General features: G+C 68.8%; 11 protein-coding genes. 8 read left to right on the forward strand and 3 right to left on the reverse strand.

The genetic code is table 11. The features are described from left to right. Positions 1-116 precede the first annotated feature (116 nt). On the forward strand, positions 117-698 hold the full coding sequence (locus RV045_RS02520; protein ID WP_423234187.1) for a superoxide dismutase: 582 nt from the start codon (positions 117-119) through the stop codon (positions 696-698). Further along, the gene (locus RV045_RS02525) at positions 698-2,017 is read left to right on the forward strand and encodes a patatin-like phospholipase family protein (RefSeq protein ID WP_423234188.1); all 1,320 of its coding nucleotides are present in this window, start codon (positions 698-700) and stop codon (positions 2,015-2,017) included. The genes RV045_RS02520 and RV045_RS02525 overlap by 1 nt, the downstream gene beginning before the upstream one ends. Here the strand turns inward: RV045_RS02525 and RV045_RS02530 are convergent, their stop codons facing one another. Next, positions 2,018-3,700 (reverse strand): SulP family inorganic anion transporter, encoded by a 1,683-nt coding sequence (locus RV045_RS02530; protein WP_423234189.1) that lies wholly within the window; start codon positions 3,698-3,700, stop codon positions 2,018-2,020. 91 nt (positions 3,701-3,791) lie between these two features. Then, a complete protein-coding gene (locus RV045_RS02535; protein ID WP_423234190.1) occupies positions 3,792-4,865 on the reverse strand; it encodes an adenosine deaminase family protein in 1,074 nt (357 codons plus the stop codon). 216 nt (positions 4,866-5,081) lie between these two features. On the opposite strand from RV045_RS02535, the gene RV045_RS02540 reads away from it, so the two are divergent. After that, positions 5,082-5,489: a type II toxin-antitoxin system HicB family antitoxin gene (locus RV045_RS02540; RefSeq protein WP_423234326.1), complete on the forward strand. Its 408-nt coding sequence runs from the start codon at positions 5,082-5,084 to the stop codon at positions 5,487-5,489. Positions 5,490-5,523: 34 nt separating this feature from the next. On the opposite strand, the gene RV045_RS02545 is transcribed toward RV045_RS02540, so the two are convergent. Beyond that, positions 5,524-6,393 (reverse strand): cytochrome C assembly family protein, encoded by an 870-nt coding sequence (locus RV045_RS02545; protein WP_423234191.1) that lies wholly within the window; start codon positions 6,391-6,393, stop codon positions 5,524-5,526. 93 nt (positions 6,394-6,486) lie between these two features. Here RV045_RS02545 and ffh point away from each other — a divergent pair, with 93 nt between their 5' ends. From ffh to moaA, 5 genes are all read left to right on the forward strand, one after another. Continuing rightward, complete coding sequence (ffh, locus tag RV045_RS02550; protein WP_423234192.1) at positions 6,487-7,848, forward strand: signal recognition particle protein; 1,362 nt, start codon at positions 6,487-6,489, stop codon at positions 7,846-7,848. 6 nt (positions 7,849-7,854) lie between these two features. Beyond that, complete coding sequence (locus tag RV045_RS02555) at positions 7,855-9,738, forward strand: hypothetical protein (RefSeq protein WP_423234193.1); 1,884 nt, start codon at positions 7,855-7,857, stop codon at positions 9,736-9,738. 30 nt (positions 9,739-9,768) lie between these two features. After that, a complete protein-coding gene (locus RV045_RS02560) occupies positions 9,769-11,205 on the forward strand; it encodes a phosphomannomutase/phosphoglucomutase (RefSeq protein ID WP_423234194.1) in 1,437 nt (478 codons plus the stop codon). Between the two features lie 11 nt (positions 11,206-11,216). Beyond that, a complete protein-coding gene (locus tag RV045_RS02565) occupies positions 11,217-12,671 on the forward strand; it encodes a 3-deoxy-D-manno-octulosonic acid transferase (RefSeq protein WP_423234195.1) in 1,455 nt (484 codons plus the stop codon). Between the two features lie 75 nt (positions 12,672-12,746). Next, a complete protein-coding gene (gene moaA / locus RV045_RS02570; protein ID WP_423234196.1) occupies positions 12,747-13,814 on the forward strand; it encodes a GTP 3',8-cyclase MoaA in 1,068 nt (355 codons plus the stop codon). The last annotated feature ends 2 nt before the right edge of the window (positions 13,815-13,816 follow it).

Raw genomic sequence — 13,816 nt, forward strand, 5'->3', positions numbered from 1 at the left:
TCGGCTTGGGTTTTGGGTCATCCGGGCGTCTCCAGCAGGCTCAGGCGCTGCGTGGCACAATCGCCAGCGCCTGATTGACAACAATCAAATTCACCACCAAACACCAAGGATAGACCATGGAACGCACCCTGCCCGCCCTGCCTTACGCCATCGACGCGCTGGCCCCGCACTACTCGCAGGAAACGCTGGAGTACCACCACGGCAAGCACCACAACGCCTACGTGGTCAACCTGAACAACCTGCAAAAGGGCACCGAGTTTGAAGAGATGGCGCTGGAAGACGTCGTGCGCAAATCCAGCGGCGGCATCTACAACAACGCCGCGCAAATCTGGAACCACACCTTCTTCTGGAACTGCATGAAGCCCCAGGGCGGCGGCCAGCCCAGCGGTGCGCTGGCGGCAGCCATCAATGCCAAGTGGGGCAGCTACGACGCCTTCAAGGAAGCCTTCGCCAAGAGCGCCGTGGGCAACTTCGGCAGCGGCTGGACCTGGCTGGTCAAGAAGGCCGATGGCAGCGTGGACATCGTCAACACCGGCGCGGCGGGCACCCCACTGACCACCGGTGACACCGCCCTGCTGACGGTCGACGTGTGGGAACACGCCTACTACATTGACTACCGCAACGCGCGTCCCAAGTTCGTCGAGACTTTCCTCAGCAGCCTGGTCAACTGGTCTTTCGCTGAAAAGAACTACGGCTGATGACTGCCCCTGCCACCGCCGCACCTGAAAACGCCGCCCCCGAAAGCGCCGATACGGTCAGTGACCTGCTGGATGCCGTCTGCCCGGTGCCGCAGGACGAAACCGTCGTCATCCTGCAGGGCGGCGGCGCCCTGGGCGCCTACCAGGGCGGCGTGCTGGAAGGTCTGCTGCCCGCGCTGGAGGCGCGCGGCCGTGAGATCGACTGGGTGGTGGGCACGTCCATCGGCGCGATCAACGCGGCGCTGGTCGCGGGCAACCCGCCCCAGCAGCGCCTTGAGCGCCTGCACGCCTTCTGGGATCGCGTCAGCCAGCCCGACATCGAGAGCCTGAGCGACAACCCCTGGACGCGCTGGGCGCAGTCCTGGGGCAGCGCCTGGTCGCAGTTCCTGGATCTTCCCGCGACAGCGCAGGCCCCGTCACCCGCGCCGGACGCAGGCGGCGCCACGCCCGAGCAGCAGCTACAGGCCACGCGCCAGGCGCTGGTCACCATGGCGCGCGGCGTGCCCGGCTTTTTTGTGCCCGGCACGCAGACGTCCAGCCATCTGGCAACGCTGTCGCCATTCATCTTCAACCCCGATCTGCCACCCGAACAGGTGGGCGTTTACGACACCTCGCCGCTGCGCGAAACGCTGCTGGAGCTGGTGGATTTTGACTGGCTCAACAGCCCGCAGGCGCCGCGCCTGACGGTGACCGCCGTCAACATCCGCACGGGCCAGCCTGCGCAGTTCGACAGCCGCCACACGCGCATCGGCCCCGAGCACATCATGGCCAGCGGTGCGCTGCCGCCGGGCTTTCCGCCTGTGGCCGTCGAGGGCGAGCTGTACTGGGACGGCGGAATTTACTCCAACTCGCCGCTGGACATCCTTCTGGAAGACCCGGCGCGCAACAACACCCTGTGCTTCCTGGTCGACCTGTGGGACGCCAAGGAAGAGGCGCCTGTCAACCTGGCGCAGACGCTGCGCCGCGCCAAAGACATCCAGTTCGCCAGCCGCACCTGCGAGCAGCTGCGCCAGTACCAGCAGCTGCAGTCGCTGCGCCGGGGCCTGGCGCGCCTGGCCGAGCACCTGCCCGACGAGGTGGTGATGGATCCGGCGATGCGCGAGCTGCTGGGCCAGGCCTGCCGCCACAGCACCGACATTGTTCACCTGACCATGGACGCGCTGCCTGGCGACACCCAGTTCAAGGACATCGATTTCAGCCAGCACACCGTGCGCACGCGCTGGGACATGGGCCGCGCCGACATCGCCCGCGCCATGCGCGCCAGACGCTGGCGCAGCGAGAACGACGACCCGCTGGGCCTGCGCATTCACGCCTTCTGATCAGCCCAGCACGCTGGCCGGGCCGGAGGCCTCGTCGCTGCGCGGCATGGCGCGGCAGGCTTGTAGCGCCTGCTCGAAAGCGGCAAAGTGGTTGCTCTCGCCCACCAGTTTCAGAATGCCACCGCGTTTCAGCCGCGCCTGCACGCGCTCACTGGCACCCGACAGCATCACCCGCACGCCTTTGGCCTGAAAGCTGCGGATGACCCCGGCGAGTGTTTCCAGCCCCGTCGCGTCGATGTATGGCACCCAGCGCAGGCGCAGGATCAGCACTTTGGGTGTCACCAGCGCCGATTCCAGCGCGCGTCGGAAGTTGTCGGCAGCGCCAAAAAAGAAGGGGCCATCCACGTTGAAGACCAGCAGGCCTTCGGGCAGCGCCTGGCCCGCATCCAGCCCGGCCTGCTGACCGATTTCCTCGGCGCTGGCCTGACGCACCTCCATGCTGGCCGCCATGCGCCGCAGAAAATGGAAGCTGGCCAGGATCACGCCAATGTTCACCGCGATGACCAGATCCGCAAACACCGTCAGCGCCAGAGTCACCAGCAGGATGACGATGTCGGCGCGCGGCGCGTGGCGCAGCAGGTGGACCAGGTGCGGCAGCTCGGACATATTCCAGGCCACGACGAAAAGAATGGCCGCCAGCGCCGCCAGCGGCACGTTTTTGGCCAGCGGCGCCAGAAAAAGCAGCACCGCCACCAGTGTCAGCGCATGCACCACACCCGCCAGCGGGCTGGTTCCGCCATTGCGGATGTTGGTCGCCGTGCGCGCGATCGCGCCCGTGGCCGCAAAGCCGCCAAACAGCGGCGAGAGCACGTTGGCCACGCCCTGCCCGATCAACTCCTGGTTGGAATCGTGGCGCGTGCCCGCCATGCCGTCAGCCACCACCGCCGACAGCAGCGACTCGATGGCGCCCAGCATGGCGATGGTGAAGGCCGGGCCGATGAGCTCGACCAGGCGCGCGAAAGTCATCTCCGGCCACTGCAGCGTGGGCAGGCCGGACGGGAGCTCGCCAAACGCCGAACCAATCGTGTTCACGCCCTGAAACTGAAAAATACCCTGAGCAATCGTGGCCACCACCAGCGCCACCAAAGGCCCGGGCACGCGCGCCATGCCCGGGATTTTTTTCGAGAAAATCACCAAGGCCAGCGACATCAGGGCCAGCAGCGTGGTCGTCACATGAAACTGCGGCAACGACTGCAGCAGGTGCCAGAACTTCTCGTGAAAATGACCGCCGCTGACGGCGGGCAGCCCGAAAAACTCCTTCCACTGCCCCACCCAGATGATGATGGCGATGCCCGTGGTAAAGCCCGTGATGACCGGCGCCGGAATAAAGCGGATCACCGCGCCAAAGCGCGCCAGCCCCATCAGCAGCAGCATCACCCCGGCCATCAGCGTGGCCACCTGCAGCCCGGCGATGCCGTAGCGCGCCGTAATGTCCGCCAGAATGACGATGAAAGCGCCGGTCGGCCCGGCGATCTGCAACCGGCTGCCGCCCAGCAGCGACACCGCCAGACCCGCCACGATGGCGGTGTAAAGGCCCTGCTCGGGCTTGGCGCCCGAGGCGATGGCAAAGGCCATGGACAGCGGCAGCGCCACCACCCCGACAATCACCCCGGCGACCAGGTTGGCGCCCCAATGCCTGCGCTGCAGTAGCCCGGCTCGGGCCGCTTCAAGGATGACGATCATGCCGGTGCTCCCCACCAGCGTCCTGCTGGCCCGTGTACCACCGGCGCATTCTAGGCACGGCAGGCCTGGTGCAGGCTGACGGCCGGGTTGATCAGGCCCAGGCCGACCAGCCCTGCTCGACAGCCTGGACGGCGGCGTCGCGCACAGCCGCATCGACAAAAGACGCCTGCGCGGCAGCCAGCGTCATCCCGCGCAGCTGCGCCGGGCTCAGGCCCAGGCGGGTGTGGGCGGTGCGCAGCTCGTCGGTGAGCGTCACGCGCGACATCAGCCGGTTGTCGGTGTTCACCGACGCGGACAGACCCGCCTGCAGCATGGCGGGCAGCGGGTGCTGCTCCAGACGGGGCACGGCGCCGGTGTGCACATTGCTGCTGGGGCAGACCTCGAAGTGCAGGCCCATGGCCCGGGCCTGCTGCAGCCAGGCGGTCTGCTGCAGGGGCTCCAGTGCATGCATGACATGAATGCCATGGCCGATGCGCCGGGCGCCCTGCTGACCGGCTTCGAGCACGCGGTCGCCGCTGTCGGCCTCGCCCGCGTGCAAGGTCAGCGCCAGACCTGCCTCGCGGCACAGCGCCAGCGCCCCGGCGTGCTTGTGCGCCGGGTGACCGCGCTCGGGGCCCGCCAGGTCGAAAGCGACGACGGGCCAGCCCTCGTCGCGCAGCGCAATGGCGGTGCGCGCCATCTCCAGCGTCATCCAGGCGCTTTCGTGGCGCATGGCGCAGAAAATGAACCCCGTCGGCAGCGCACTGGCCTTCAGGCCGCGCATCAACGCACGGGCGGCATCGGCGGCGTCCAGATCCGGGCCCACCAGCAGCGAGGGCGCCATGCGAAACTCGGCCAGCACGCAGCCCTCCAGACGGGCGTCCTCGGCGGCCTCGAAAGCCACGCGCTCGGCGGCGGGCACGGTCGCCATGGCGCGCACCGTCAGATCAAAGCCCTTCAGATACTCCAGCAGGCTGCCCGAATCGGCGTTGGCCGCCATCCAGGCGCCCAGCGCTTCGGGGCCGTCGCAGGGCACGGCAATATCGGCCTGCTGGCACAGCGCCCACAGCGTGTCGGGCCGCAGCCCGCCGTCCAGATGCTCGTGCAGCAGCACCTTGGGCAATGTGGGCAGGGCCGCGAGGAAGGCGGCGTCCGTGTGCGGAGGATTCAGGGGAGAAGAAGTCATGGTGTGCGGGCCTGTCGGCCGTCGTCAGAATCAGCCGCGACACTAGCAGAGGCTGTGACGCGGGGCAAATCGGGGCATGCTCTTTATGGTTTCAGACACCCTGTCCGCCCGGGTCTCGTGACGGTCAAACATCCGGATGGCGATATCCCGACACCCACGCTATACAGCATCCAGCGCCAGGCGGGCTGGCGCAAGTAAACCAATCAGGTGGCCACCATGAAATTCACAGTTGTTCTGCACTCGGACGATGGCCTGCGCTACGGCGTGTGTGTTCCCGATCTTCCGGGGTGTTTTTCAGCAGGAGATGACCTGGATGATGCGCTCGCCAGTGTGCAGGAAGCCATTGATCTTCATGTCGAAACGCTGATCGAAGATGGCTCGGATATTCCGGCCAGGGCGCCTATTGCGCAGCATCAGGCCAATCCGGATTACGCGAACGGCGTGTGGGCGGTCGTCGATGTTCCGGTGGAAAAGTACCTGGGACCGGCTGAAAAAATCAACATCACCGTGCCCAGACTGCTGCTGGGCCGGATCGACGAATACGCCCGGTCGCAGGGGGCCACGCGCAGCGGTTTTCTGGTTCAGGCGGCGCGTGCCGCCATGGCGGCGGGCAAAAGAGTCTGAAGCGGACAGCGCCGCCCAGCGCAATCAGGATCGCTCACACCGGCCCCCGCCCCAGCAGCACTTCCAGCACGAAGCGCGATCCGGCATAAGCCAGCAGCAGCAGCAGGGCCGAGGCGTACAGCCAGCGCCGGGCAGTGGCGCCGCGCCAGCCCTGGCGCCAGCGGCCCAGCAGCAGCACGGCCAGAACGGCCCAGGACAGCAGCGAGAACACCGTCTTGTGCGTCCACGCCCAGTCCGGGCCCGAGACCGCGCCCAGCACGATGGCCAAAGCCAGCACGGCACAGCCCGCCTGGACGAAGCGGAAGGTCAGCCGCTCCAGCCGCAGCAGCGGCATGCCGCGCAGCCAGGGCGGCGGGTGGCCGTGGCGCAGCGCGCGCTCGGCGCGACCCAGCAGCACGGCGTGAACCACCGCCACCGCCACCAGGGCGTAGGCGCACACGCCCATCAGCCAGTGCAGAGGGGCCCAGATATTGGCCGCGCTGGCCTGGTATTCGCCCGGGAAAAGCAGCGCCAGCATTACCCCGGCCAGGCCCAGCAGGGCCAGCGGCTGGCGCAGCGTCTGCCAGGGCGAACCCAGGCCTTCCATCAGGTGCACCAGCAGCACCAGCCACACCGTGGCGGAGAGCACAGACCCGAAACCGAAGTGCGGCCCCGGCTGCAGCTCGCGCAGGCCGGTCAGATCAAAGGCCAGCAGCAGGCCGTGCATCAGCCAGGCCAGCAGCAGCACGCGGTCGCGCACGGGCTGGGCGGGGGCCGCATCGGGCGCAGCGTGTGCAGCAGGCAAGGGCTGGACGGAGCGGCTGGCGCGCAGGTAAGCCAGCAGCGCGACCCCGGCGGCCAGCCAGGCCACCAGGGCGAGGACGTGGGCGCTCGACGGCCAGGCGTTGGGGTTCGCTAGAATCATGGGCCAAGTTTACTCCGGCGACCTGTGTCCCTGCGGGGCGCCCCCTGGACAGGCTTGTCCGGTCTCTTTTTCTGATTTTTCGCGAAAGCCACCATGGCCTCCAACCTGTCCGACCGCCTGTCCAGGCTGGTCAAAACCATGCGCGGTCAGGCGCGTATCACCGAAACCAACGTCGCGGACATGATGCGCGAGGTGCGCATGGCGCTGCTCGAGGCCGACGTCGCGCTGCCCGTGGTGCGCGATTTCATCGCCCGCGTGAAGGAAAAGGCGCTGGGCCAGGAGGTTGTGGGCTCGCTCAACCCCGGCCAGGTGCTGGTGTCCATCGTCCACAAAGAGCTGGCGCGCACCATGGGCGAGGGCCAGCAGGAGCTGCACTTCCCCGCCAACCCGCCCATGGTCATCCTGATGGCCGGTCTGCAGGGCGCGGGCAAAACCACGACCACGGCCAAGCTGACGCGCTGGCTGATCGAGAAGAAAAAGAAGAAAGTCCTCACCGTCTCGACCGACGTCTACCGCCCGGCGGCCATGGACCAGCTGCGCACCGTGACCGCTCAGGCGGGCGGCGAGTGCTTCCCGGCCCGGCCCGACCAGAAGCCGGTGGACATCGCCCTGGCCGCGCTGGACCAGTGCCGTCGCCAGTACTTTGACGTGCTGATTGTCGATACCGCCGGGCGCCTGGCCATCGACGAGGCGCTGATGGCCGAGATTCGCGACCTGCACGCCGCCGTGCGCCCCACTGAGACGCTCTTCGTGGTCGACGCCATGCAGGGCCAGGACGCGATGAACACCGCGCGCGCCTTCAAGGACGTGCTGCCGCTGACCGGCATCGTGCTGACCAAGCTGGACGGCGATTCGCGCGGCGGCGCGGCGCTGTCGGTGCAGCAGGTGACGCAGACGCCGATCAAGTTCGCGGGCGTCTCCGAGAAAATCGACGGTCTGGAGGCCTTCGACCCGGATCGCCACGCCGGACGCGTGCTGGGCATGGGCGACATCGTTTCGCTGGTCGAGAGCGTGCAGCAGAACGTGGACGTGGCCGCCGCGCAGAAGCTGGCGGCCAAGGTCAAATCGGGCGAGAGCTTTGATCTGAACGATTTCCTCAGCCAGCTCGGTCAGATGAAGAACATGGGCGGCCTGTCCAGCCTGATGGACAAGCTGCCCGCGCAGCTCGCCAGCAAGGCCGGGAATCTGGACATGGACAAGGCCGAGCGCGACGTGCGCCGCATGGAGGCCGTCATCCTGTCGATGACGCCGCTGGAGCGCACGAAGCCCGATCTCATCAAGGCCAGCCGCAAGCGCCGCATCGCCGCCGGAGCGGGCGTGCACGTGCAGGAGGTCAACAAGCTGCTCAAGCAGTTCGAGCAGATGCGCGACATGATGAAGAAAATGAAGGGCGGCGGCATGATGAAAATGCTCAAGCGCATGGGCGGCATGCGCGGCATGTTGCCGGGCATGTAAACCGCCATGGCTTACGACCACGGCAGCCGCGACCTGGGCCTGTCCAACCCGCTGCGGCTGGAAGGCCTGCTGCGCGCCATCGCCAGCGGCCTGATCGCCCTGGTCGGCGCCTGGGTGCTGCTGCGCGTTTTTGGGGATCTGGGCCGTCACCCGCTGCAGGCCTGGGTGAATGCCGGGGCGGGCCTGGCGCTGCTGCTGTGGGGCCTGAAGGGCCTGGCGGGCGGACTGCAGTCCACGCTGCGATTTTTTGTCGGGCGATCGGTGCCGGTGTCGCTGGCGCGCAATCTCAACCCCAGCGAAGCGCGCAACGCCGAGGCCGAAGCGCCGCACACCGCCTACGCCGCCCGCGACCTGGAAGCCATGCTCATGGGGCGCAAAAACCCCACGCTGGGCGAGCCCGTCGGCGTGCTGGCGCAACTGCTGCACAGCCTGTGGCCGCGCCTGATCGGTCTGCCCTGGGCGCTGCGCAACATGGCGCAGGACCTGGCCGGGCTGATCGCCGACAGCCTGATCGCCGTGCTGTGCGCGGCGCTGGCTGCGGGCGTGGCGCGCTCGGGGCTGATGGGGGCGGCCGGGCAGGTGCTGGCGCCGCTGCTGTCCATCATCCTGCTGGTCTACCTGCTGGCGCTGTGGCTGAGCCGCAGCAGCGACCTGGCGCGCACGACCACCGTGCTGCAGCCCAGCCGCAGTCTGGCCAGCCTGCTGTGGGTGCCCGCGCTGGCGCTGCTGGCCCCGGCGGCGCTGGTCTGGGTTTATGGCGGGCTGGGGGCGGCGGCACGCGCGCAGCTGCAGACTTTTTCAGCCGCACTGGGCCAGCTCAACGCGGGCGGGCTGCTGGCCATGCTCTTCATTGCGGGCACCGTGGTCTGCGCCATCACCGTGCTGCTGCTGCGCGAGCGCCTGCGCGGTGTGGATGCGCAGACCGAGGTCAGCGAACACCGCAGCCACCTGCAGGAGGCCGTCCACCCCGGCGACATCTTCATCCATCTGGAAAACCAGGTGCTGGCCAACCGGCGTTACCGCGACATCCCCAACCGCATCTACCAGAGCCTGGAGCCCGAACTCAGCGACGCCAGCCAGGGCAAGGGCAGCTTTCGCGGACAGCTTCTGGCGGAAACGCAACCGGCCTGGGCGCCGCTGTCGCTCTCGCCCGCCACCCGGCAGCTGCGCCTGCTGGGCAGCGGTGTGGGTCTGGCGCTGACGGTGCTGGCCGCGCTGTGTCTGGCCTGGCTGGCTGGCGCCGTGGGTCCGCTGGCCGATCACCTGCGCAATCCGGTGGAGGGCCGACCGCTCGCGCTGCAATCCGAGCTGTCCAACCTGTTCCAGCTGGCCTGTCTGGGGCTGGGGCTGCTCGCGCTGGGCCAGGTGCTGGTGCGCGCCACCCACGTTTTCTGGGCGGAGATGACCTTCGACAGCCTGCTGCTGTGGGTGCGCGCCGAGGGCACCTGGACGGAAAGCCGCCTGTCCACCGGCATGGCGCTGCACGATTCGACCCGCTCCGAGAACGTCGTCGTGCGCGCCAGCATCAGCCCGTGGATCCTGTGCGCGCGCCTGGTGACCAGCACGCAGGCCAGCAGCGGCACGAACAACCTGGAGCAGCCGCGCCTGGTGCTGGCGCTGCACCCGACGCCGGACGAGCTGGGCGGCATCGTCGATGAGATCAGCCACTTCCTGCGCCAGCGCGAGAACCTGGCCGGCATCGTCAACGCGGGCGACCTGGGCCAGGCGCACACCCTGCACCAGATCAACCAGCACAGCCGGCACGGCGGCACTTCGCCCCACGACGACGCGGCCGCCGCCCGTCTGCCCCGCACCAGCGACGCGCCCGGGTCCACCGGCGACGCGGGCCTGAACGGGGCGCGCTTTCATCCTGACGACGACATCCGCTGATTTTTCTCCCTATTTTCTGACCGGATTTTTATGACTGCCACACCGCACATCCCCGCTCACGTTTTCAAGGCCTACGACATCCGGGGCACTTCCGGCACAGCGCTGACACCCGATTTCGCCTTCCTGCTGGGCTGGGCTTTTGGCGCACGCGCGCAGGAACTGGGCGAGCGCCAGGTCGTGGTCGGCCGCGACGGCCGCCTGTCCGGCCCGGAACTGGCGCAGGCGCTGCGCGAGGGGCTGATGGCGTCCGGCGTGCGCGTGCTCGATCTGGGCGCCGTGACCACGCCCATGCTCTACTTCGGGGCCGCCACCGCTGCGCCTGATCTGGGCACCTCGGGCATCCAGGTGACCGGCAGCCACAACCCGCGCGACGACAACGGCTTCAAAATGGTCATGCAGGGTCGCGCCATTTACGGCGACGAAATTCAGGGCCTGCGCCGCCACATGGACGCCGCCGTGGCCGCGGGCCGCGCCACCTGGCCCACGGCCGATGACGCCAACGTGGCCCGCCTGCTGAGCCAGCTGGACATCGAAACCGCCTACCGCGAGCGCATCACCAGCGACTGCCGCCTGGCGCGGCCGCTCAAAATCGTGGTCGATTCGGGCCATGGCATTTCGGGCGCCAGCTCGCCCGCCGTACTGCGCGCGCTGGGCTGCGAGGTGATCGAGCTGTACAGCAACGTGGATGGCAACTTCCCCGATCACCATCCCGATCCGTCCAAGCCCGAAAACCTGGCCGACCTGATCCGCACCGTGAAGGACAGCGGCGCAGACCTTGGCATCGCCTTTGACGGCGACGGCGACCGCCTGGGCCTGGTCACCCGCGGCGGCACCATCATCTACCCCGACCGCCAGATCATGCTTTACGTGCAGGACATCCTGCGTGCGCGGCCCGGCGGTACCATCATCTATGACGTGAAATGCAGCCAGCGCCTGCGCCCCTGGATCGAGGCGGCGGGCGGCCAGGCGCTGATGTGGAAAACCGGCCACTCGCTGATCAAGGAGCAGATGCGCCAGCGTCAGGCCGTGTTTGGCGGCGAGATGAGCGGGCACATTTTCTTCGCCGACCGCTGGTACGGCTTTGACGACGCCACCTACAGCGCGGCGCGGCTGCTGGAGATTCTGTCGCGCCACGACGACCCCAGCGCCGTGCTGGACGCCCTGCCCGACAGCCACAGCACGCCCGAGCTGAACGTCGCCTGCCGCGAAGGCGAGGCGCCGCAAGTGGTGCAGGCGCTGCTGGCCCAGCCCGCCATGCCGGGCGAGCTGGAACGCATCACGCTGGACGGCCTGCGCATCGAGTTCGCTGACGGCTTTGGCCTGATCCGCGCCTCCAATACCACACCGGTGCTGGTGCTGCGCTTCGAGGGAACCAGCCCCGAGGCGCTGCGGCGCATCCAGGACGGCTTCATGCAGGCGCTGCGCCAGGTCAAGCCCGACGCGCAGGTCGGCCAGGCCGCGCACTGACCGCGCCATCGATGCCGGTGCCGGTCCTGAGTCTGCGCCAGCGCCTGGCCCTGGCCGCTTACGGCCTGGCCACGACGCTGCTCACGCCCCTGGTGCTGCTGCGCCTGGTGCTGCGAAGCCGCGTCGAGCCGCTCTACCGCCACGCTCTGGCGCGGCGTCTGGCGCTGGGGCCGCGTCCTCAGGCGGCGGGGCCCGGTACACCGCGCCTGTGGCTGCACGCCGTCTCGCTGGGCGAAACCCGCGCCGCGATTCCGCTGCTGAATGCGCTGCGCCAGCAGCATCCCGGCCTGCAGCTGCTGCTGACGCACAGCACCGCCACTGGCTGGGAGGCCGGGCGGGCAATCCTGCAGCCCGGCGATCACCAGACCTGGCTGCCCTGGGACAGCCCAGGCGCCACGCGGCGCTTCATCCGCACCTGGCAACCCACGCTGGGCGTGATGATGGAGACCGAACTCTGGCCCCTGCTCGTGCGCCGCGCCACGCAGGGCGGCGTGCCCATCGTCATCGCCAACGCCCGCCTGAGCGAGCGCAGCCTGCGCCGCGGCCAGCGTTTCGCCGCGCTGCTGCAACCCGCCGCGAGCTGTCTGGCCGGGGCGCTGGCGCAATCCGCAGACGATGCGGCCCGACTGGCCCGCATGGGTGTATCGAGCGTCCCCGTCTGCGGCAACCTGAAGTTTGATCTGGCCCCGCCCGCCGCCCGCCTGGCCCAGGGCCGCGCCTGGCGGGCGCAGCACGGCCGCCCTGTGCTGCTGGCCGCCGCCACCCGCGAGGGCGAGGAGGCCGAGCTGCTCGCCGTGTGGCGGCAGGCTTTCGCGGCGCACAAATTGGCACAGGTCGAAAGCACGGCATTGGGCGACAGCGCGGCTCAGGGCGAAAGCGCCTGGCCCACGCTGCTGCTGGTGCCGCGCCACCCGCAGCGCTTTGACGAGGTCGCCCGGCTGATCGAAGCCAGCGGTGCCCGTCTGCTGCGGCGCAGCGCGCTGGATGACAGCCTGCAGGCCGCAGAGCCCGCAGAGCAAACTGCCACAGCCGCATCGTCCGGGCCGACTGTGCTCCTGGGCGACAGCCTGGGCGAGATGCCCATGTACTACGCCATGGCCGATCTGGCCCTGCTGGGCGGCAGCTTCCAGCCGCTGGGCGGGCAGAACCTGATCGAATCGCTGGCCTGCCACTGCCCGATTGTGCTGGGCCCTTCGACCTTCAACTTCGCGCAGGCGGCCAACTGGGCGCTGCAGCACGGTCTGGCCCGACGCTCCACGGGGCTGGAGGCTGCCGTGACGCTGGTGCTGGCCGCACTCGCTGCGTGGAATACCGCCCCGACAGCCCCTCAGCAACTGCCCTGGCCGCGCCCTTCAAGCCGGGATTTTGATGTCGCGCTGGCCGAGCACCGGGGCGCGGCGCAGCGTCAGGCGCTGGCGCTGGCGCCCTGGCTGCCCCAAAGCGCGGCGCGGCGCACGCCGGGCTGAACTCCCCCTTCCAGCCTCGCGGCCTTCCCCATCTGGAGGATACGCGCCCAAGGGGTCCTCCCCTAAAATGTCAGGATGAATCATCCTCACACGCCTGCCTCACCCCGGTTGCTGGACGGGCACGGCCGTCACATCCACTATTTGCGCGTCTCGGTCACCGACCGCTGCGACATGCGCTGCACCTACTGCATCCCCGAAGGATTCCGGGGGTTTGAAGAGCCCGAACACTGGCTGACGCTGGACGAAATGGCCCGCCTGGTCGGTGTTTTTGTCGGCATGGGCGTGAACAAGGTGCGCCTGACCGGCGGCGAGCCGCTGCTGCGCCGGGGCGTGACCGGTCTGGCCGCCACCATCAGCGCCCTGCCCGGCCTGCAGGATCTGTCGCTGACCACCAACGCCTCGCAGCTGCACCGCATGGCGCAGGGCCTGAAAGACGCGGGCGTGAGCCGCCTGAACGTCAGCCTGGACAGCCTGCGCCGCGAGCGCTTTGCCGCCATCACCAAACGCGACGTGCTGGACGATGTGCTGCGCGGCATCGCCACCGCCAGCCGCGTCGGTCTGGCGCCGGTCAAAATCAACACCGTGGTTCAGGCCGGGGTGAACGACGACGAACTGGACGATCTGGTGGCGTTCGCGCTGGAACACGGCCTGATCCTGCGCCTGATCGAGCCCATGCCCATGGGCCACACCGGCCAGGCCGCGACCGGGCTGGACCTGACGCAGCGTGGCGCCGAGCTGGCCCAGCGCTTTGGCTTGATCCCCGAGGCCGACCCCATGGCTGCGGACAGCAGCGCGCGCTCTGCGCTCGAAGCACCCGGCGCGGGCCCGGCGCGCTACTGGCACGCCCCCAAGAGCGCCGCCCGGAACAGCACTGCAGGCCGCATGAGCCTGGGCGTCATCACCCCGCTGTCGCAGCATTTCTGCGCCACCTGCAACCGCGTGCGTCTGGGCGTGGACGGCACGCTTTACCTGTGCCTGGGCCAGAACGATGCCGTGCCGCTGGGCCGGCAGTTGCGCGAAGGCGCCAGCGACGCCGACCTGCGCGACGCCATCCTGCAGGCACTGGCCCACAAGCCCGAGCGCCATCACTTTGTCGAAACGCCCGGGCAGATCGTGCGTTTCATGTCCCAGACCGGAGGCTGAAC

The sequence above is a fragment of the Amphibiibacter pelophylacis genome, assembly GCF_037688875.1.
Classification (GTDB): Bacteria; Pseudomonadota; Gammaproteobacteria; order Burkholderiales; family Burkholderiaceae_C; genus Amphibiibacter; species Amphibiibacter pelophylacis.